Origin of the sequence: Streptomyces sp. NBC_00597, assembly GCF_041431095.1 — a bacterium.
GTDB lineage: Bacteria > Actinomycetota > Actinomycetes > Streptomycetales > Streptomycetaceae > Streptomyces.
In genome coordinates this window covers 2,817,642-2,837,399 of the sequence record NZ_CP107757.1, presented here as the reverse complement: position 1 = coordinate 2,837,399, position 19,758 = coordinate 2,817,642, and the positions used below count along the sequence as shown (strand labels likewise).

The following is a 19,758-nucleotide window of genomic DNA, read 5'->3' as shown; positions in this document are numbered from 1 at the left end:
CCATGAGCGGAATTCTCGACGGCAAGCGCATCCTCATCACCGGGGTGCTGATGGAGTCGTCCATCGCCTTCCACGCCGCAAAGCTGGCTCAGGAGCAGGGCGCCGAGGTCATCCTCACCGCGTGGCCGCGCCCGTCGCTGACCGAGCGCATCGCCAAGAAGCTGCCCAAGCCGGTCAAGGTGATCGAGCTCGACGTCACCAACGACGAGCACCTGGCCCGCCTGGAGGGCCTCGTCCGCGACGAGCTCGGCGGCCTCGACGGCGTCGTGCACTCGATCGGCTTCGCCCCGCAGGACGCCCTCGGCGGCAACTTCCTGAACACCCCGTTCGAGTCGGTCGCGACCGCCATGCACGTCTCGGCGTTCTCGCTGAAGTCGCTGACCATGGCGTGCAAGCCGCTGTTCCCGGCGGAGGGCGCGGCCATCGTCGGCCTCACCTTCGACGCGCAGTTCGCCTGGCCGCAGTACGACTGGATGGGCCCGGCCAAGGCCGCCCTGGAGGCCACCAGCCGCTACCTCGCCCGCGACCTGGGCAAGGAGAACATCCGCTGCAACCTGGTCTCGGCCGGGCCGCTCGGCTCGATGGCCGCGAAGTCCATCCCGGGCTTCTCGGACCTGGCGGACACCTGGAACCACCGCTCCATGCTGGAGTGGGACATGAGCGACCCGGAGCCGACCGGCCGGGGCGTCGTGGCCCTGCTGTCGGACTGGTTCCCGAAGACCACCGGCGAGATCGTCCACGTGGACGGCGGCCTGCACGCGATGGGTGCCTGAGCGCACACGCGTACGTCCGTACGGCGGCGGCCGCGTCTCCCTCCCGGGGGGCGCGGCCGCCGCCGTACGTGCCCGTGGGGGCGGGGATCCCGGCGGCTCGCTCGATCAGATTTTCGCCCTCCGACCGGATCTTCCCGAGTCGAAAACCTGGACGGATGCCTGCAAACTGGCCGAGTCGGGATCTTCCCGGCGCGTGCGGGGCGGAGGTGCAGGAGTGCGCGCGAGGCGGAGCCGAGCGGTATCGCTGCTGGTCACCTCGGTGGTCCTGACGGGGTTCCTGGTCCCGGGGGCCGTCGCGCAGCCCGACGGGGGCGAACCGGTGCCCGGGCCCGAGGCGGTGGCCCCCGCCGTCGTGGAACAGGCCGCGGACCAAGCCGTGGAACAGGCCCCGGACCGGGCCCCGGACCGGGCCGTCGTGGACCTCGACGAGATCTCCGCCGAGCCGCCCGTACGGACCGCCCCGCCGGCCGGAGCGGAGCTGTTCGGCGCCGACTGCGACACCGTGATCGAGGGCTCGCAGGTGACGGCCACCTGCCACAACGCCTATCCGGAGACCGACCTCCTGCGCCTGCACGTGGAATGCGACCGCTGGTGGGACGTGGACGCGGACAGCGCCGCGACCGCCGTCGGGCCGGCCGGACGGATCGAGCTCACCAGCCGCTGCTGGAAGGAGGTCCGCTCGGCCTGGGTCACCCACCAACGGCCGTGACCGGGACGGCCGCACCTCCCGGTCGCCGGACGGCGCGCCGCCGTGTCCTGCCGCGCCGCCGCCTCCTGTCGCGCACTACTTCTTGCCCAGGCACGCGAACGGGTAGCCCGCAGCCTCCGAGGCCGCCGCGTCCCCGTCCCCGCGCCGGACCGCCTCGATCAGCCGTGCGTGGTCCAGGTGCGCCGCCGGATCCAGCTCCGTGCCCACGTCCGTGCGCAGCCAGTCGGCCACCAGGTCGCCGAGGTCCGCGTAGAGCTCGATCAGCACCTCGTTGTGCGAGGCGGCCACCACCGCCATGTGCAGCGCCACGTCCGCGGCCACGAACCGCTCCGCGTCCCCGCTCTCCCAGGCCTCCTCGCGCCGCGCCAGCAGCGCGTCCAGCTGGACCAGGTCCCGCTCGGTGCGCCGCTCGGCCGCCAGTCGGGCCGCGGAGGACTCCAGCGTCGAGCGGAGCTCCGCGATGTGCCGCGGGTCGGCGCCCGCGAAGCGGCGGTGCATCACGCCGGCCAGCTCGCTGGTGGCGATGACGTACGTCCCGGAGCCCTGCCGGATGTCCAGGAGCCCGTTGTGCGCCAGGGCCCGGACGGCCTCCCGCACGGTGTTGCGGGCGACGCCCAGCAGCTCGACCAGTTCCGGCTCCGTGGGGATGCGGGATCCGACCGGCCATTCGCCGGACGTGATCTGGTTCCTGAGCTGGGCGATCACCTGGTCGACGAGCGCGGAGCGCCGGGGTGAGGTCAACGGCATGCGGGCGGGGTCCTCTCGGGGTTCAGCCTAGGGGGTGACAGTCAATCATCCTATGATTCTATGATGGCGCTATGCCCGACGAAGACATCCGCACCCTGAACCGGCCCCTGGCCGCGCGCACGGTACCCGCCCAGCCCCGCTCCACCACCCCCGCGAACCCGCGACCGCAGCCCACCTGGCTCGGCCCGGTCCTCATCGTCGGCATCGTGCTGGCCGCCCTCAACCTGCGGCCCGCCATCACCAGCCTCGGCGCCCTCTTCGAGGAGGTCCGCACGGGTCTCGGCATGAGCGGCACCGTCGCCGGACTGATCACCTCCGTCCCCGCGCTCTGCTTCGCCGTCTTCGGCGTCACCGCACCCCGGCTCTCCCGCCGCTTCGGCCCCGCCGCCGTCGTCTGCGCCGGCATGGTCGCCGTCGCGGCCGGCCTGCTGATCCGGCCCTTCACCGACAACGCCGTCGGGTTCCTCGCCGCCAGCGCCCTGTCCCTGGCGGGCATAGCCCTGACCAACGTGCTGCTCCCGGTCATCGTCAAGCGCTGGTTCCCGGACCGCGTGGGCACCATGACGGGCCTGTACTCCATGGCCCTGGCCATCGGCACCTCGCTCGCCGCCGCCGTGACCGTCCCCATGACCTCCGCCCTCGGCGGCAGCTGGCGCACGGGCCTGCTGGTCTGGGCCGTGCTGGCGGTGGCCGCCGTACTGCCCTGGCTGCCCGTCACGGCGGCCGTCCGGCGGGAGAGGCGGGCCGCCGCCTCCGGGCCCGCCGCGGACCTACGGGCCGACGAGGGTCCGAAGATCGTCCGCAGCCGTACCGCCTGGGCCCTGGCCTGCTACTTCGGCCTGCAAGCCACCGGCGCGTACATCACCATGGGCTGGCTCCCGCAGATCTTCCGCGACGCCGGGGTCTCCGCCGGCACCGCCGGCATCCTGCTCGCCGTCACCATGGTCATGGGCGTACCGCTCGCCTTCGTCATCCCCAACCTGGCCGGACGGATGCGGAACCAGGGGGCCATCGCCGTCACCCTCGGCGTCTTCGGCGTCGTCGGATACAGCGGCCTCCACTTCGCCCCCGCCGCCGGAGCCTGGGCCTGGGCCCTCCTGCTCGGCGTCTCCAACTGCGCGTTCCCCCTCGTCATCACGATGATCGGGCTGCGCGCCAAGTCGCCGGCCGGTGTCGTCAAGCTGTCCGCCTTCGCGCAGAGCGTCGGCTACCTGATCTCCATCCCCGGGCCGCTCCTCGTCGGCGCGCTCTACCAGCACAGTGGCGGCTGGGACCTGCCCCTGACCGTCATGACGGGCCTACTGGTCCCGCAGATCGTGCTGGGCGTCCTGGCCGGCCGGGACCGCACGATCGAGGACGAATGCGGCATGCGAGACTGAGCGGCATGTCGCCCGTACTCGAACCGAACCCGCAGAACAGTCACAAGAAGCTCGGCATGGTGCTGGGCGCGATGCTCGTCGTGACCGTGATCATCTCCGTCATCGCGACCGTCGTCTCCCCCTGACGGCGGCCCCCGGGTGGGGATAACCCCCCAACCCCTAGGGGGTCAGGTTCAGGGTCGACTGGGGTGTGCCCCGGATGGGCAGCGCGTCTTCGGATCCATAGATTCGAAGAGAGCGAGCCAGTCCCACCCCGCACCCACGGAGGCGGCCATGTCGGCCCCCATGACATCCCCGCACGTCCGCGGCCCCGGTCCCCGACAGCACGGCGCGAGCGCCCGGCTGCACTGGTGGGCGCTGGCCCTTCCCGCGCTCGCCTTCGGCCTCCTGCTGATGCTGCTCGCCGGCTCCGGCGAGGCCCATGCCGCCACCGGAGAGGCCACCGCCATCCTCCAGGTCACCGAACAGATCCTGCGCGTCGTCGGCTGACCGGGCACCTGCGCGGGCCCCCGAGCGCGCACGGGCCGATGCGCGCCGGGGGCCGCCCCGCACGCGCCGCCGAGCGCCCCAACACCCTGCGCTCCATGGCCCGATTCGTGCGAAGCTGGGAGCCATGAGCGCCGACACACCCCGCAGGATCGTCCTCCTCCGGCACGCCAAGGCCGACTGGCCGCAGGTGGCCGACCACGACCGCCCGCTGGCGGAACGGGGCCGCAAGGACGCACCGGCCGCCGGGCTGAAGCTGGCCGAGACCGGCATCACCTTCGACCTGGCCCTCTGCTCCACCGCCGCCCGCACCCGTGAGACCTGGAAGCTCGCCGTCCAGGAGATGCCGCACCGGCCGCGGACCTCGTACGAGGAACGGCTGTACGACGCCTCGCTGGGCCAGCTCATCGCCCTCCTGAACGAGACGTCCGACGAGGTCAAGGACCTCCTCGTCATCGGCCACAACCCGGGCATGCACGCCCTCGCCGACGCCCTCTCGGGACGCGCGGAGGGCGACACCCTGGCCCGTATGACCCAGACCGGGTTCCCGACCGCGGCCTTCGCCGTCGTCTCCTTCACCGGCTCCTGGAAGTCCGTGGAGCACGGGGTGGGCACCCTGCTGGACTACTGGACGCCCAAGGACCACTGAGCGCGCGTACGTCGCCGCGACGCAGGTACAAGGCACGACGCAGGTACGAGGACGGGCCCCGGCGCGGTCGATCCGCCGGGGCCCGTCCTCGTCCGCGGGCGCCTCAGGTCAGGCCCGCGGCCTCGACCTCTTCCCGGGTGACCCCGAGCAGGTACAGCACCGCGTCCAGGAACGGCACGTTCACCGCCGTGTGCGCGGCCTCGCGGACCACCGGCTTGGCGTTGAAGGCCACGCCCAGCCCGGCCGCGTTCAGCATGTCCAGGTCGTTGGCGCCGTCGCCGATCGCCACCGTCTGGGCCAGCGGTACGCCGGCCTCGGCCGCGAAGCGGCGCAGCAGCCGGGCCTTGCCCGCCCGGTCCACGATCTCGCCGGTGACCCGGCCGGTCAGCTTGCCGTCGACGATCTCAAGGGTGTTGGCCGAGGCGAAGTCCAGGCCCAGCCGTTCCTGCAGGTCGTCCGTCACCTGCGTGAACCCGCCGGAGACCACACCCACCTGGTAGCCGAGCTGCTTGAGGGTGCGGATCAGGGTCCGGGCGCCCGGGGTGAGCCGCACTTCGGAGCGGACCTTGTCCACGACGGAGGCGTCCAGCCCGGCCAGCAGCTTCACGCGGGCGTGCAGCGACTGCTCGAAGTCCAGCTCGCCGCGCATGGCCCGCTCGGTCACCTCGGCGACCTCGGCTTCGCAGCCGGCGTGTGCCGCGAACAGCTCGATGACCTCGTCCTGGATCAGGGTCGAGTCCACGTCCATGACGACCAGGCGCTGGGCCCGGCGGTGCAGGCCGGCCGAGACGACGGCCACGTCGACACCGATGTGCGCGGCGGCGGTGGCCAGGGCGGTGCGCAGCGGCTCGGTCTCGCAGCCGGAGACGGCGAACTCGACGGCCGTGACCGGGTACTTGGCGAGCCGGAAGATGCGGTCGATGTTGCCGCCGGTCGCGGTGATGCGGGCGGCGATGGCGGCCGTGGACTCGGCGGTGAGCGGGTGTCCGAGGACGGTGACGTGGGAACGGCCGCTGCCGCGCGGCCGGTTGTCGCCGGTGCCGGAGAGGATCTCGGCCTGCATCTTGAGCGACTCGGCCCAGCTGTGGACGGTGGCCCGCAGCTCGCCCTCGGCGCCGCCGGTGGGTTGGGTGACGAGGGCGCACAGGACGATGCGGCCACGGGTGACGACCTGCTCGATGTCGACGACGTCGACGGAGTAGGCGGCGAGGGTGTCGAACAGCCCGGCGGTGATCCCGGGACGGTCCTTGCCGAAGATCTTGACGAGGAGGGTGGGGACGTCGGAGGTCTGCGAAGCGCTCATGGTGCCCTCACCGTATCTTCCCGCCCTCCGTGCTTGGACCCCCGTCCCACCTGCCGGAACCATTTTCCGGCGGAGCGCGTGCCGCCGCTGCCCGGCGCGGGCGTCCGGGGGACGGCACAGCGGGTGGCGGGGGGATGAACGGGGGCCGAAGAACGGGTGTCGGGGCGCTGGGGGCGGGCCGGCGGCCGACCGTGTTCGATATGTCCGACCCCGCCCCGCCCGGCCTCGCCCGCCCCCGGCTCGGCGGATCGGCGGCCTCAGCCCGGGAGCCCGGGGGGTTGCGGGGGCTTCGGCGGTCGCGGCGGGGGAGGCGGGGGAGGCGGCGGGGGCGGGGTGAACGGCGGGCGGTGGGGCGGGGCCGGGCGTCCGCGGGGCTTCCGGGGCAGCCAGGTGATGGTGACGTCCCAGGAGCCGTCCGGCTCGGCGTCCGGGTACGGCTCCGGCGCGGGGGCCGGTCGGGCGTACGGGTACGGCCGCCCCGGCGCGGGCCGGTACGGGGCCGTCGGCGCACCGGGAGCCGCGCCGCCCGCGCCCGCCGCGCCCGCCGTTCGGCCGGCTCCGCCCGGCGCAGCCGTCGGCACCGGCAGCGGCGGACGGCGCCCACCGGCCGCCAGGGCCCCCGCACCGCCCGCCACCGCACCCCAGGCCGCCCCGAGCAGCAGCGCGTAGGGCGTGTCGCCCCACAGCCGCACCCCGGCGTCCACTGCATCGACGCCGAGCACCGACAGTGAGGCGTCCACCGACAGCCCCGTCAGCCGCACCAGCACCGCCAGCGCCACCGCGGTCACCGCCGACAGCCGCACCGCGCACTCCAGGATCCCGCGCCCGGGAGTCCGTACGGCAGCCAGCACACCGGCGCCGAGCAGCAGCAGCCCCGCCCCGGCGACCAGCAGCCAGACCCGGCCGTCGTACTCCGCGAGCCGGGACACCGTCACCGGCTCCCGCGCCGACACCCCCAGCAGATCGTCCAGCGGATCCGGCAGGAGTCGGCCCGGCGTGCCCGTGGCCCGGCCGTCGAACGGCACGAACAGCCCCAGCAGCATTCCCGTCCAGGCCCCGTTCGGCGTCCCCAGCAGTGCGGCGCCCAGCACCCGCTGCGGGTGTTCGTCCCCCAGAGCCGCCCACCCCGCGGCCGCCAGCCCGGCCGCCACCGCCCCCAGCAGCGCCACCACCAGCGCCGACACCGCGGGCCGCAGCCGCGCGAACGCTGCCGGTCCGCGCCGCGAAGCCAGCAGCGCCAATGCCAGTACGGCCGACACCCACACGGCCGCGCCCAGCAGCGTCGGCCCGGACTCCACCGAGAACCCCACGCGGGGCCGGGTGTCGATCAGGTCCCCGAGGCGGTCCGGGAGCACCCCGCCGATGTCGCCGATCCCGGGGACCACCACCTTCGGCGGGGTCCTCGGCAGCCGCGTCCCCTCCAGGGTGACCACGTCGCGCCCGGCCCGGGCCAGCCCGGCCGCCGCGGCGACGAACAGCGCCGCCACCGCGGCCGCGCGGGCGGCGAGTTCCCCGGGCGGCGCCCCGGTCCGGAGCGAGCGCAGGAAGATCCGGGCCAGGACCAGCGCCCCGACCAGCCCGACCCCGAGCGGCATGACGGCCAGTGAGGTCGGTGACCCCGGCCCGGTGGTCCCGAGGACCGTCACGTCCCCCGACGGGGTGACCGCGCCGCCGATCGCGAGGACCACCACGGCGGCCGTCATCGCTACGAGGGAGCCTCCCCCGGATTCCGTCCGGGGGTACCCCCAGCCGTCGGCGCCGAGCAGCCGCAGCCCCAGGGCGGCGACCCCAGCCATGGCGACGAAGGCCCAACCGGCGGCGGCGATCGCCGAGACGAGCACGTCTCCCCAACGAATGCGGCGCATGCGTGCTCCCGATGCCTGCCGAGCGGGACGGGACGGCGCCGGACGGAACCGGCCAGGGCGAGAAGTCCCGTATCTCACTCTCCGGGTGACTTTCACCCCCGTCAACGGGCAGACGTAGACGCCGTGGGAAGGCCCCGATTCCACATGTGGCCGCGGGCCTGAAATAGTTCCCCCGGATGTTCGCCATCCCTAGACTCCCTGACGTCGGACTCCCTGGCGTCAGGGGGATTCTCGGGGGACTTAAGTGGGGCTGGAGTGCCGGAACTCGTACTGGAATTGAATGGAAGGACCTGGACGCTCGATCCGTCCAGGTCGTACTCGCTGGGGCGTGACCCCCAGGGAGACGTGGTGATCGATGACGCCCGGGTGTCGTGGCGGCATGCCACCATCGCCTGGAACGGCCGGGGTTGGGGCATCGAGGACCACGGCAGCACCAACGGCACCTACGTGCGCGGCGCGCGGGTCCAGCAGGCGGAGCTCGTGCCGGGCACGCCGGTCCACCTGGGCAACGCCACCGACGGCCCGCGGCTGAATCTGAGTGCCGCCGCCGCGCCGCAGCAGGCCGTACCGCAGCAGGCGGCCCCGGCGTACCAGGCCCCGGCGCCCGCCTACCAGGCCCCGGCCCAGCAGGCCGCCCCGGCGTACCAGGCGCCCGCGCAGCCGCAGCAGCAGGCCTGGCAGCAGCAGGCGCAGCAGCCCGCCGCCCACCAGCAGCCGCAGCAGCCGCACTTCCCGCAGCAGCAGGGCGGCGGCGCCGCGCCGCACCCGGCGCAGGGCGCAGGTCCCGCCTACGGCGGTGACCGCAGCCCGACGACGTTCCACCAGATCGCCGTCGGCCGCGTCATGCGGATCGGCCGTGCGCTGGAGAACGAACTCGTCGTCTCGGACCTCCAGGTCTCGCGCCACCACGCGGAGTTCCGCTCCGCCAACGGCCGCTTCGAGATCCACGACCTCGGCAGCCACAACGGCACCTACGTCAACGGCCAGCCGCTGGCCAAGTCCGGCACCGCGCTGCTCGGCCCGAACGACATCGTCGGCGTCGGTCACTCGACGTTCCGGATCGTCGGTGACCGGCTTGAGGAGTTCGTCGACACCGGTGACGTCTCCTTCTCGGCCCGCCACCTCACGGTGACGGTCGACGGCGGCAAGCAGATCCTCAAGGACGTCACCTTCGGCGTCCCGGAGAAGTCGCTCATCGGCGTCATCGGCCCCTCCGGCTCCGGAAAGTCGACGCTGCTCAAGGCGCTGACCGGTTACCGGCCCGCCAACGAGGGCGACGTCCTCTACGACAACCGCAACCTGTACAAGCAGTTCGCGGAGCTCCGCCAGCGCATCGGCCTGGTCCCGCAGGACGACATCCTGCACAAGGAGCTGAAGGTCAGCACGGCCCTCAAGTACGCGGCCAAGCTCCGCTTCCCCGGCGACACCGCCGAGGCCGAGCGCGCTGCCCGCATCGGCGAGGTCCTGCGCGAGCTCAAGCTCGACATCCACAAGGACAAGAAGATCACCGCGCTTTCCGGTGGTCAGCGCAAGCGCGTGTCCGTGGCGCTGGAGCTCCTCACCAAGCCCTCGCTGATCTTCCTGGACGAGCCGACCTCCGGCCTCGACCCGGGCATGGACCGCGACGTCATGCAGCTGCTGCGCGGCCTCGCCGACGACGGCCGCACGGTCCTGGTCGTCACCCACTCCGTCGCCGAGCTGTCCCTTTGCGACAAGCTGCTGGTCATGGCCCCGGGCGGGTCGGTCGCGTACTTCGGCCCGCCGGACGAGGCGCTGAACTTCTTCGGCTACACGACGTGGGCGGACGTCTTCTCGGCCTTCGAGAACTACCGCGACTACGACTGGGCCGGCCGCTGGAAGGGTTCGCAGCACTACCAGCTGTACGCCGCGGACCTCGACGCGGTCGCGCCGCAGCAGGTCGCGATGCCGCCGATGCAGCAGATGATGCCGCCGAAGGCGCAGGGCTGGGGCGATCAGCTGTGGACCCTGATCCGCCGCTACGTCTCGGTGATCGCGTCCGACAAGGGCTTCATGGCCCTCATGCTGATCCTGCCCGCGGTCCTGGGCGTGGTGTCCACGGTCATCCCCGCGACCTTCGGCCTCGCGCCGCCGAAGCCGCCGTCCCGGTTCAACGGCGACGCCGGCACGATCATGCTGATCCTGTGCGTCGGCATGTGCTTCTCGGGCGCCGCGAACTCGGTCCGTGAGTTGATCAAGGAACGGGTCATCTACGAGCGCGAGCGCGCCACCGGCCTGTCGCGGTCGGCGTACCTCATGTCGAAGGTGATCGTCCTCGGCTTCATCACGGCCATCCAGGGCGCGGTCATCTGCGCCATCGGCTTCACCCCGCGCGACCTGCCCACCGAGGGCCTGCTCATGCCGCCGGCCGTCGAGCTCTGCCTGTCGGTCACCGCGCTCGGCTTCACCTCGATGATGTTCGGCCTCGTGATCTCCTCGCTGGTGAAGACCGCCGAGAAGACCATGCCGCTGCTCGTGATGTTCGCGATCGTCCAGGTCGTGTTCACCGGCATCCTCTTCCAGGTCTACGACTCGCCCGGCCTGGAGCAGTTCGCCTGGCTGATGCCGTCGCGCTGGGCGGTCGCCGCCGCCGGTACCACGCTCGACCTCGGCAGGCTCATGCCGCCGTGGGACCAGCAGAACCCGACCAACACCGACCCGCTCTGGGAGCACTCCATCGCACAGTGGGGCGTGAACATCACGATCCTGCTGCTCATCGGCGTGGCCTGCGGCTTCGCCGTGGAGAAGCTGCTGCGCCGCCACGAGCCGGAGGTCATGCGCAACTAGTCGGCCCGCTCCGGCGAACACCCCGCACCAACGCCTCAGGGCGGCACCCGGATACCGGGTGCCGCCCTGAGGCGCGTGGGGGGTTGCTCCGCCAATGGCCCTTAATAGGCGCTGTTGACGTTGTCGATCGAGCCGTAACGGGCGGCGGCGTAGTTGGCCGACGCGACGATGTTGGCGACCGGGTGGTACTGGTCCAGCGGGGTGCCGGGGACGTGGTACGCGAGGAACGTCGGCTTGATGATCTGGAGCAGACCCTTCGAGGGCACGCCGTTCTGGGCGTTGATGTCCCAGTTGTTGATCGCCCGCGGGTTGCCGCTCGACTCGCGCATGATGTTCTTGTACAGGCCGTTGTAGGTGCCCGGAATCTTGTGCGCCTTCATGATCGACAGCGACTCCTTGATCCAGCCGTCAAGGTTGTTCGCGTAGACCGGCTTGCGCACGGCGGAACGGCTGGCAGCAGCCTTCGCCTCGCGGTCCTTCTTCGCCTTGGCCTCGGCCTTGGCCTTCGCCTTGGCCTTCGCCTCGGCGTCGGCCTTCGCCTTCGCGACGGCGGCGGCCTTGGCCTTCACGGCGGCCTCGACCTTCGCCGCGTCGGTGGCCAGCTTGGTCTGGGCGGTGAGGTGCTGCACGGTCTTGGCCTGGACACCCTCGACAGCCTGGGTCCACGCCACGGGGGCGGCGGTCACGGTCGTACCGGCGTCGGCGGTGCCGGCGGGGACGACGGTGGCGGCCAGGGCGGCGGCGCCGATGGTGGCGAACGCGGCGAAGGACATCTTGTGCGCCTTCGTCAGACGACGACTGTGGCCGGGGGTGCTGGTCTTGGACATGCGTAGCAACCTCTTCGAATAGCGGGAGCCGCAGGAAAGCGCCGCTCGGATCCGGGATCCGCGGCGCTGTGCGACGGGAGCAATTCTTAGCGGCGGCAAAATCGCCTGGCAAAGGTGTGACGTACGATCCTGCTTAGTGGATCACGGGACGTCACGGAGCCCGGAATTCCGGGCTCGGCGCTAGGCGCAGCAGTGCTGACACGCCCTTTATTTATCCACTAGGCAACTTCGTAAGTGACCTGCGTCCTATGCGCGGGCTCACATCGGCCACGTAACGGTCTCGCCATGTGTTGCGGTAGCAATGCACTCTGTAATGAAATTCTCCGACCTGAGGACCACGAACCCCCGCCCGCCCTCATGCTCAAGGCAGACACGGCCCCCGCGACCCCCTCCCTACGGAGGAGGACGCCCGGCCCTCCGCCCTAGGGCCCGAGCCCGATCCCGCAGGTCAGAGCCGCGAGTACGGTGACCTCATGACAGCCAGTCCCGGGTTCGGCAGCCCCCGCAGCGGCCTCGCCGCCGTCAGCACCGCCCTGCTCGCCATGAGCCGCCGGCTGGAGGTCCGCGACGTCCTGCGCACGATCGTCGTCTCGGCCCGCGAGCTGCTCGACGCCGAGTACGCGGCCCTGGGCGTCCCGGACGACCACGGCGGGTTCGCCCAGTTCGTCGTGGACGGCATCAGCGAGGAGCAGTGGCGCCGGATCGGCCCGCTGCCCCGCCAGCACGGCATCCTCGCCGCGATGCTCCACCAGGACGGCCCCGAGCGGCTGGCCGACGTGCGCAAGGACCCCCGCTTCGAGGGCTGGCCCGCCGCCCACCCCGAAATGTCCGACTTCCTCGGCCAGCCCGTCCGCGACGGCGAAGAGACCCTCGGCGCCCTCTTCCTCGCGAACAAACGCAGCCCCGGCGGCTTCACGCAGGAGGACGAGGAGCTCCTCGCGCTCCTCGCCCAGCACGCGGCGATCGCCCTCACCAACGCCCGGCTCTACGAGCGCAGCCGCGAGCTCACCATCGCCGAGGAGCGCTCCCGCCTCGCCCACGAGCTGCACGACGCCGTCGCCCAGAAGCTCTTCTCGCTCCGCCTGACCGCCCAGGCCGCCGCCGCGCTCGTCGACCGCGACCCGGCCCGCGCCAAGGACGAGCTCCAGCAGGTCGCCGCCCTGGCCGCGGAGGCCGCCGACGAACTGCGCGCCGCCGTGACCGAGCTGCGCCCTGCGGGTCTCGACGAGGACGGCCTGATCGCGACCCTCCGCGACCAGGTCCACGTACTCGACCGCGCCCACACCGCGCACGTCACCTTCACCTGCGACGGCATACGGGCCCTCCCGGCGACCCAGGAGGAGGCGCTGCTCAGGGTTGCCCAGGAAGCCCTCCACAACGCCCTGCGGCACTCCGGCGGCGACCACGTCGAGGTCACCCTCGCCCGCCGGGCCGCGGGAGCAGTCCTGACCGTCACGGACAACGGAAGGGGCTTCTCCCCTTCCTCGATCCGCGCGGCCGGGCGCCACCTCGGCCTGGTCTCCATGGGGGACCGGGCGAGCGGCGTCGGCGGCCGCCTCACCGTGCACTCGGAGCCCGCAGCGGGCACCACGATCGAGATGGAGGTCCCCGGTGGCTGACGCACCCATCCGCGTGCTCCTCGTGGACGACCACCAGGTGGTCCGCCGCGGGCTGCGCACCTTCCTGGAGGTCCAGGACGACATCGAGGTGGTCGGGGAGGCCGCCGACGGGGAGGAGGGCGTGGCACGGGCCGAGGAGCTGCGACCCGACGTGATCCTCATGGACATCAAGATGCCGGGCACCGACGGCATCGAGGCCCTGCGCAGACTGCGCGCGCTGGCACATCCCGCGCGGGTACTGATCGTCACGAGCTTCACCGAACAGCGGACGGTGGTGCCGGCACTGCGGGGCGGAGCCGCGGGATACGTCTACAAGGACATCGACCCCGAGGCCCTGGCCGGAGCCATCCGCTCCGTCCACGCAGGCCACGTGCTGCTCCAGCCGGAGGTGGCGCAGGCCCTGCTCTCGCAGGACGGGCAGCCCTCGTCGGGCCGGGGCGGCTCCCTGACCGAACGGGAACGGGAGGTGCTGTCCCTCATCGCGGACGGCCGCTCCAACCGGGAGATCGCCCGCGCGCTCGTGCTGTCGGAGAAGACGGTCAAGACGCACGTCTCGAACATCTTGATGAAACTGGACCTCGCGGACCGCACCCAGGCGGCGTTGTGGGCGGTCCGGCACGGGATCACGGACTGAACCCGACCAGAATCGGACTGTCCAGTTCCGATCACAAATTCATACGGTCGGGTGGATGTCGCCCACATGGCGCATCCCGTTCGTCAGATGACCGTTCTTCATGGCGTGCCGCGGCGGCTGGCCGCGGCAGACGCACTGGAGGACGAAGAACGTGAAGAACATCAAGAAGGCCACTGCCGTCACCATGATCGCGGGCGGCCTCCTTGCCGCGGGCGCCGGCGTCTCCTCGGCGCACGGCGGTGCGTCGGCGGACGGCCAGGCCGTGGGCTCGCCGGGCGTCGTCTCCGGAAACCAGGTCCAGATCCCCGTCGACGTCCCGATCAACGTGGTCGGCAACGCCGTCACGGTCATCGGCCTGCTGAACGGCGCCTGGGGCAACACGGGCGTCAACGCCTGACCCCCGCCCCGGGACCGGCCCCGCTTCCCCACCTCTCCCCGGGAAGCGGGGCCGAGCCGCGTCCGGCCCGCGAAAGACGGCCCTCAGCCCCGCTCGCGCTCCTCGACGGCCGAGTTGTACGCGGCGACCAGCGCCCGTCGCGCCACCCGCTCCACCGGACGCAGCGCCTCCGCCCGCGCCGCCATCTCCGAGGCGGCCACCGCACCGCCCGGCCCGTGCTCGTACGCCAGCGACACCAGCAGATCCACCCGCTGCGCCAGCGCCAGTACCCGCACCGCCCGCGTCGGATACCCCGGCGCCAGCACTTCCCGCCCGGCATCCGCCCGCGCCCGGTACGCCGACAGCGCGGCCTCCGCCACCGGCCCCGACCCCGCCACGTCCAGCCGCGTCAGCACCACCGTCGCATCGCGCAGCGCCTCCGCCAGCTCCCGCTCCGCCTCACCCAGCGACGGCACGTCCGCCGGCGGGGCCTCCCGCACCGGCAGGCAGTGCCAGGTCACCGAGACGTGCACGTCCCCCGCCGGCCCGGCCTCGACCACCTCCGGCACCAGACCCAGCGCCGCACCCACCGCGACCACCGCTTCCTCGGCATCCAGCGCCCGCGCATTGAACTCCGCCGGCCCGCTCAGCCCCAGCGGATGCCCCGGCGCCGGCAGCGCCACCCGCAGCCCGGTCACCCCCAGCGCGCGCAGCCGCCCGAGCGCCAGCGTCAGGCCCACCGGACCCGATTCGCCCGGCAGCCCCACCACCCGGTGCACGGCGTCCTCGCCCACGATCGACAACACGGCCCCGTCGGGCGAGACCAGTCCGGCCAGCAGTGCGTTCCCCCAGGCGGCCAACCGCCCTGAACGTGGTTCGAAAAGCATTCCCCCACTTTACGGATCGACCCGGATCGACCCGGATCGGGCCGCGCGGCCAACCTGGCGCCCGGACCCCTCGCCGAGTGGCGTAGGTTTTCCCCTGGGGCTGCGCCTTCCGGTGCACAGACGAAACCGAGACTGCAAGGGGAGACAACACGCTCATGAGCGATGTTCTGGAGCTGGTGGACGTATCCGTGGTCCGCGAGGGCCGGGCTCTGGTGGACCAGGTCTCCTGGTCGGTGAAGGAGGGGGAGCGCTGGGTGATCCTCGGCCCCAACGGCGCCGGCAAGACCACGCTGCTGAACCTCGCCTCCAGCTACCTCTTCCCCACCAAGGGCGCCGCCACCATCCTCGGCAGCACCCTCGGCAAGCCCGGCAGCGACGTCTTCGAGCTGCGCCCGCGCATCGGCGTCGCCGGCATCGCGCTCGCCGACAAGCTCCCCAAGCGCCAGACCGTCCTGCAGACCGTCCTCACCGCCGCCTACGGCATGACGGCGACCTGGCAGGAGGAGTACGAGGAGATCGACGAGCAGCGCGCCCGCGCCTTCCTCGACCGCCTCGGCATGACCGAATACCTCGACCGGAAGTTCGGCACCCTCTCCGAGGGCGAGCGCAAGCGCACCCTGATCGCCCGCGCCCTGATGACCGACCCCGAGCTCCTCCTCCTCGACGAGCCCGCCGCCGGCCTCGACCTCGGCGGCCGCGAGGACCTCGTACGCCGCCTCGGCCGCCTCGCCCGCGACCCGCTCGCGCCGTCCATGGTGATGGTCACGCACCACGTCGAGGAGATCGCCCCCGGCTTCACCCACGTCCTGATGATCCGCCAGGGCAAGGTCGTCACCGCGGGTCCGATCGACCTCGAACTGACCTCCCGCAACCTGTCGCTCTGCTTCGGCCTCCCCCTGGTCGTCGAGCGCAACGACAGCGACCGCTGGACCGCCCAGGGCCTCCCGCTCCGCTAGAGCGCCTCCCCGATCCGGCATCCGCACTCCCGGTACGGGAACCGTCGCACCCTGTCCTGACCGCGCCCGCCCGACCTACCATGACCATGTGAACATCGACGCGTGGCTGTGGTGGCTCATCGGCGCGGTCGGACTGGGCATCCCGCTCGTCCTGACGGCGATGCCGGAGTTCGGCATGTTCGCCGTCGGCGCGGTCGCGGCCGCCGTCACAGCGGCGTTCGGCGGGGGAGTCGTCGCCCAGGTCCTGGTCTTCGTGATCGTCTCGGTGGCGCTCATCGCCGTCGTCCGCTCGATCGCCAACCACCACCGCGAGCAGCGGCCCCAACACCGCACCGGAATCGACGCGTTGAAGGGCAGGAGCGCGCTCGTCCTCGAACGCGTGGACGGCAGCGGAGGCCGGATCAAACTCGCCGGCGAGATCTGGTCCGCACGCACCCTCGATGCGGACAGCAGCTTCGAACCGGGCCAGCAAGTGGACGTCGTGGAGATCGACGGAGCCACCGCGGTCGTGATGTGAGCTTGTGCGCTAAGCAGCCGACCCGCGGCCCCGGGGTCTGCGAGACTCCGCTCAACGGGGCAGCACAGACAGCCGGAAGGGCACGGGGAACCGCATGCAACCGATCATCATCGTCCTGATCATTCTGGTGGTTCTGGTCTTCATCGCACTGGTCAAGACGATCCAGGTGATCCCGCAGGCCAGCGCCGCCATCGTCGAACGCTTCGGCCGCTACACGCGGACCCTCAACGCGGGCCTCAACATCGTCGTCCCGTTCATCGACTCGATCCGCAACCGCATCGACCTGCGCGAGCAGGTCGTGCCGTTCCCGCCGCAGCCGGTCATCACCCAGGACAACCTGGTCGTCAACATCGACACGGTCATCTACTACCAGGTGACGGACGCCCGCGCCGCGACGTACGAGGTCGCCAGCTACATCCAGGCCATCGAGCAGCTCACCGTCACCACCCTGCGCAACATCATCGGCGGCATGGACCTGGAACGGACCCTGACCTCCCGCGAGGAGATCAACGCCGCCCTGCGCGGCGTCCTCGACGAGGCCACCGGCAAGTGGGGCATCCGCGTCAACCGCGTCGAGCTCAAGGCGATCGAGCCGCCGACCTCCATCCAGGACTCGATGGAGAAGCAGATGCGCGCCGACCGCGACAAGCGCGCCGCGATCCTCCAGGCCGAGGGTGTCCGGCAGTCCGAGATCCTGCGCGCCGAGGGCGAGAAGCAGTCCTCCATCCTGCGCGCCGAGGGTGAGGCCAAGGCCGCCGCGCTGAGGGCCGAGGGCGAGGCCCAGGCCATCCGTACGGTCTTCGAGTCCATCCACGCCGGAGACGCGGACCAGAAGCTCCTCGCCTACCAGTACCTCCAGATGCTCCCGAAGATCGCCGAGGGCGACGCCAACAAGCTGTGGATCGTGCCCAGCGAGATCGGAGACGCCCTCAAGGGCCTCTCTGGAGCCATGGGCAACTTCGGCCCCATGGGTGGCGGTTCGGGCTTCAACCCGCAGAACACCGGCAAGCCCGCCGGAGGCGACGGCAACGGCACGGGCAAGGCGGCGAACGGCACGGACCGGCGCGAACAGCCCCCGATCGACTAGCACCCGCCCTCCCCGGACCGGCATCCCCTACTGCATGATCAGTGAGGCCCCTCGACCTTCATGGCGGGGAGGCGACTCACTATGCAAAGGGGATGGCCCCGTCCATGTCCATGTCCATGTCCCTCTGGGAATCGCTCGCGGTGTTCGCGGCCGGCATCGGCGCCGGCACCATCAACACCATCGTCGGCTCCGGCACGCTCATCACCTTCCCGGTGCTGCTCGCCACCGGGCTCCCGCCGGTCACCGCCAACGTGTCCAACACCCTCGGCCTGGTGCCCGGTTCCATCAGCGGGGCCGTCGGCTACCGCAAGGAGCTCCAGGGCCAGCGCAGCCGCATCGTCCGGCTCGGCGCCGTCTCCCTCGTCGGAGGACTCGCGGGCGCCGTCCTGCTCCTCACCCTGCCGTCGGACTCCTTCGACACGATCGTGCCCGTCCTCATCGGACTCGCCCTCGTGCTCGTCATCCTCCAGCCCCGGCTCGCCGCACTCCTGCGCAAGCGCCAGGAAGCCGCAGGAGGAGACGGCGGACACCCCGACGGCGGCCCCGCCCTGCTGACCGGAATGCTGCTCTCCAGCGCCTACGGCGGCTACTTCGGCGCCGCCCAGGGCGTTCTCTACCTCGGCCTGATGGGCCTGCTGCTCCACGAGGACCTGCAACGCATCAACGCCGTCAAGAACGTCATCGCCGCCCTCGTGAACGGCATCGCGGCCGTCTTCTTCCTCTTCGTCGCCGAGTTCGACTGGACGGCCGTGCTCCTGATCGCCGTCGGCTCCACCCTCGGCGGCCAGATCGGCGCCAAGGTCGGCCGCCGCCTGTCGCCCACCGTGCTCCGCGCCGTCATCGTGGCCGTCGGCGTCATCGCGATCGTCCAGCTCCTACTGCGCTGAGCGACGTAGCGGAAATACGTCGCCCAGCACACCGGCGGTCATACGGCCCTACGAGGCGGAACGCTCCAGCCACTCCGGGAGCGCACCGCTGCCCCCCACTCCCAGGGCCAGCAGCATGGCATCCGCCGGAGACGGCACGAAGGGCTTGCGGAGGAGCGGCATCCCCGCCTCCTCCGGAGTCCGGGCCGCCTTGCGGTGATTGTCCTCGGCACAGGAGGCCACCGTGTTCAACCACGTGTCCCCACCGCCCTGGGCCCGGGGCAGCACGTGGTCCACGGTCGTCGCGCGCTTCCCGCAGTACGCGCAACGGTGCTGGTCCCGGACCAGCACCCCCCTCCGTGACCAGGGAGCATGTCTTCGGAACGGCACCCGTACGTACCTGCACAGCCTGATCACCCGGGGCATCGGAAGATCCAAGCTGGCACCACGCACACGCAGTTCGGGATGCGACTGTTCGACGACGGCCTTGTCCTGGAGCACCAGGACCACGGCCCGGTTCAGCGTCACCGTCGACAGCGGCTCGAAGCTCGCATTCAGCACCAGCGTGTCCCGCATCTCGCCCACCTCCCGTGTGCAGGCCCGCGACCACCCTGGCGGCAGGGCCCGCACCCACTCTGGCCGCGCGCGCCACGCGGGACAACGCAATAAAAATGCCCGGTCCTGGTCGTCTTTAGACCAGGACCGGGCAAACGCACGGCGAACGATCAGCTCGCGGGAGCCTCGTACTCACCGATCAGCTGCGCCCGCCCCAACGAGTGGAAGCGCAGGTTGAATCCGACGACCGCCGGCGAGACGTCCGCACCGGGGCCCAGCTTCTCCTGGTCCACCGCGTACACGGTGAACACGTACCGGTGCCGCTCCCCGGCCGGCGGAGCGGCACCACCGAAGTCCTGCGTGCCGTAGTCGTTCCTTACGTGCACGGCCCCGGCGGGCAGGCCGTCGAACGTGCCGCTCCCCGCGCCGGCCGGCAGCTCGGTGACCGAAGCGGGCAGGTCGAAGAGCACCCAGTGCCAGAACCCGCTGCCCGTCGGGGCATCCGGGTCGAAGCACGTCACGGCGAAGCTCTTGGTCCCCTCCGGAAACCCTTCCCACTTCAGGTGCGGCGAGACGTTCCCACTCCGCAGGACCTGGGCGTCGCCCAGCTCACCACCGGGTTCCAGATCGGCACTCTCCACGGAGAACGCGTGCACCTGGGGGTGGAAGTCGTGCGGAAGGGGCGCCCTGCTCTGCTCGGCCACTGCTGAACCTCCTG

General features: G+C 71.8%; 21 protein-coding genes. 14 read left to right on the top strand and 7 right to left on the bottom strand.

From position 1 onward, the window contains the following. The first annotated feature begins 2 nt into the window (after nt 1–2). Both fabI and OG974_RS12560 read left to right on the top strand, forming a co-directional pair. A complete protein-coding gene (gene fabI, locus OG974_RS12565) occupies nt 3–773 on the top strand; it encodes an enoyl-ACP reductase FabI (RefSeq protein WP_327282776.1) in 771 nt (256 codons plus the stop codon). A 214-nt stretch (nt 774–987) separates the two neighbouring features. Continuing rightward, the gene (locus OG974_RS12560) at nt 988–1,482 is read left to right on the top strand and encodes a hypothetical protein (protein ID WP_328762321.1); all 495 of its coding nucleotides are present in this window, start codon (nt 988–990) and stop codon (nt 1,480–1,482) included. Nucleotides 1,483–1,557: 75 nt separating this feature from the next. On the opposite strand, the gene OG974_RS12555 is transcribed toward OG974_RS12560, so the two are convergent. Beyond that, entirely contained in the window at nt 1,558–2,229 is a 672-nt protein-coding gene (locus OG974_RS12555; protein ID WP_327282774.1) for a FadR/GntR family transcriptional regulator, read from the bottom strand. Between the two features lie 71 nt (nt 2,230–2,300). On the opposite strand from OG974_RS12555, the gene OG974_RS12550 reads away from it, so the two are divergent. From OG974_RS12550 to OG974_RS12535, 4 genes are all read left to right on the top strand, one after another. Continuing rightward, on the top strand, nt 2,301–3,608 hold the full coding sequence (locus OG974_RS12550; protein ID WP_371646474.1) for a CynX/NimT family MFS transporter: 1,308 nt from the start codon (nt 2,301–2,303) through the stop codon (nt 3,606–3,608). A gap of 5 nt (nt 3,609–3,613) precedes the next feature. Beyond that, entirely contained in the window at nt 3,614–3,733 is a 120-nt protein-coding gene (locus OG974_RS12545) for an SGM_5486 family transporter-associated protein (RefSeq protein ID WP_267882186.1), read from the top strand. Nucleotides 3,734–3,893: 160 nt separating this feature from the next. Beyond that, entirely contained in the window at nt 3,894–4,097 is a 204-nt protein-coding gene (locus OG974_RS12540) for a hypothetical protein (RefSeq protein WP_371646471.1), read from the top strand. 124 nt (nt 4,098–4,221) lie between these two features. Next, nucleotides 4,222–4,743, top strand: coding sequence for a histidine phosphatase family protein (locus tag OG974_RS12535; protein WP_327282771.1), 522 nt, complete (start codon nt 4,222–4,224; stop codon nt 4,741–4,743). Nucleotides 4,744–4,846: 103 nt separating this feature from the next. Here OG974_RS12535 and serB read toward each other — a convergent pair whose 3' ends face one another. Together serB and OG974_RS12525 are read right to left on the bottom strand one after the other, a co-directional pair. Next, nucleotides 4,847–6,046 (bottom strand): phosphoserine phosphatase SerB, encoded by a 1,200-nt coding sequence (serB, locus tag OG974_RS12530; RefSeq protein ID WP_327282770.1) that lies wholly within the window; start codon nt 6,044–6,046, stop codon nt 4,847–4,849. A 257-nt stretch (nt 6,047–6,303) separates the two neighbouring features. Beyond that, on the bottom strand, nt 6,304–7,911 hold the full coding sequence (locus tag OG974_RS12525) for a streptophobe family protein (RefSeq protein WP_371646468.1): 1,608 nt from the start codon (nt 7,909–7,911) through the stop codon (nt 6,304–6,306). A 255-nt stretch (nt 7,912–8,166) separates the two neighbouring features. Here OG974_RS12525 and OG974_RS12520 point away from each other — a divergent pair, with 255 nt between their 5' ends. Further along, entirely contained in the window at nt 8,167–10,716 is a 2,550-nt protein-coding gene (locus OG974_RS12520; RefSeq protein ID WP_327282768.1) for an FHA domain-containing protein, read from the top strand. Nucleotides 10,717–10,817: 101 nt separating this feature from the next. On the opposite strand, the gene OG974_RS12515 is transcribed toward OG974_RS12520, so the two are convergent. After that, the gene (locus OG974_RS12515) at nt 10,818–11,543 is read right to left on the bottom strand and encodes a transglycosylase SLT domain-containing protein (RefSeq protein WP_327282767.1); all 726 of its coding nucleotides are present in this window, start codon (nt 11,541–11,543) and stop codon (nt 10,818–10,820) included. A gap of 473 nt (nt 11,544–12,016) precedes the next feature. Between OG974_RS12515 and OG974_RS12510 the strand changes: the two genes are divergently transcribed. The 3 genes from OG974_RS12510 to OG974_RS12500 all read left to right on the top strand — a co-directional run bounded on the left by OG974_RS12510 (nt 12,017) and on the right by OG974_RS12500 (nt 14,193). Then, a complete protein-coding gene (locus tag OG974_RS12510; protein WP_327282766.1) occupies nt 12,017–13,162 on the top strand; it encodes a GAF domain-containing sensor histidine kinase in 1,146 nt (381 codons plus the stop codon). Then, a complete protein-coding gene (locus tag OG974_RS12505; protein WP_327282765.1) occupies nt 13,155–13,796 on the top strand; it encodes a response regulator transcription factor in 642 nt (213 codons plus the stop codon). Before OG974_RS12510 ends, OG974_RS12505 begins: the two co-directional genes overlap by 8 nt. Nucleotides 13,797–13,947: 151 nt before the next feature. After that, a complete protein-coding gene (locus OG974_RS12500) occupies nt 13,948–14,193 on the top strand; it encodes a chaplin (protein WP_371646464.1) in 246 nt (81 codons plus the stop codon). A gap of 83 nt (nt 14,194–14,276) precedes the next feature. Here OG974_RS12500 and OG974_RS12495 read toward each other — a convergent pair whose 3' ends face one another. Next, nucleotides 14,277–15,059 (bottom strand): hypothetical protein, encoded by a 783-nt coding sequence (locus OG974_RS12495; protein WP_327282763.1) that lies wholly within the window; start codon nt 15,057–15,059, stop codon nt 14,277–14,279. Between the two features lie 155 nt (nt 15,060–15,214). Here OG974_RS12495 and OG974_RS12490 point away from each other — a divergent pair, with 155 nt between their 5' ends. The 4 genes from OG974_RS12490 (at nt 15,215) to OG974_RS12475 (ending at nt 18,506) form a co-directional block, all read left to right on the top strand. Further along, entirely contained in the window at nt 15,215–16,015 is an 801-nt protein-coding gene (locus tag OG974_RS12490) for an ABC transporter ATP-binding protein (RefSeq protein ID WP_054222280.1), read from the top strand. 88 nt (nt 16,016–16,103) lie between these two features. Beyond that, on the top strand, nt 16,104–16,532 hold the full coding sequence (locus tag OG974_RS12485; RefSeq protein WP_327282762.1) for an NfeD family protein: 429 nt from the start codon (nt 16,104–16,106) through the stop codon (nt 16,530–16,532). 94 nt (nt 16,533–16,626) lie between these two features. Continuing rightward, nucleotides 16,627–17,619 (top strand): SPFH domain-containing protein, encoded by a 993-nt coding sequence (locus OG974_RS12480; protein WP_327282761.1) that lies wholly within the window; start codon nt 16,627–16,629, stop codon nt 17,617–17,619. A gap of 110 nt (nt 17,620–17,729) precedes the next feature. Then, nucleotides 17,730–18,506, top strand: a complete 777-nt coding sequence (locus tag OG974_RS12475; protein ID WP_328762312.1) for a sulfite exporter TauE/SafE family protein — start codon at nt 17,730–17,732, stop codon at nt 18,504–18,506. A 48-nt stretch (nt 18,507–18,554) separates the two neighbouring features. Here OG974_RS12475 and OG974_RS12470 read toward each other — a convergent pair whose 3' ends face one another. Together OG974_RS12470 and OG974_RS12465 are read right to left on the bottom strand one after the other, a co-directional pair. Then, entirely contained in the window at nt 18,555–19,061 is a 507-nt protein-coding gene (locus OG974_RS12470) for an HNH endonuclease (protein WP_327282760.1), read from the bottom strand. A 149-nt stretch (nt 19,062–19,210) separates the two neighbouring features. After that, the gene (locus OG974_RS12465; RefSeq protein WP_327282759.1) at nt 19,211–19,744 is read right to left on the bottom strand and encodes a YbhB/YbcL family Raf kinase inhibitor-like protein; all 534 of its coding nucleotides are present in this window, start codon (nt 19,742–19,744) and stop codon (nt 19,211–19,213) included. Between the last annotated feature and the right edge of the window lie 14 nt (nt 19,745–19,758).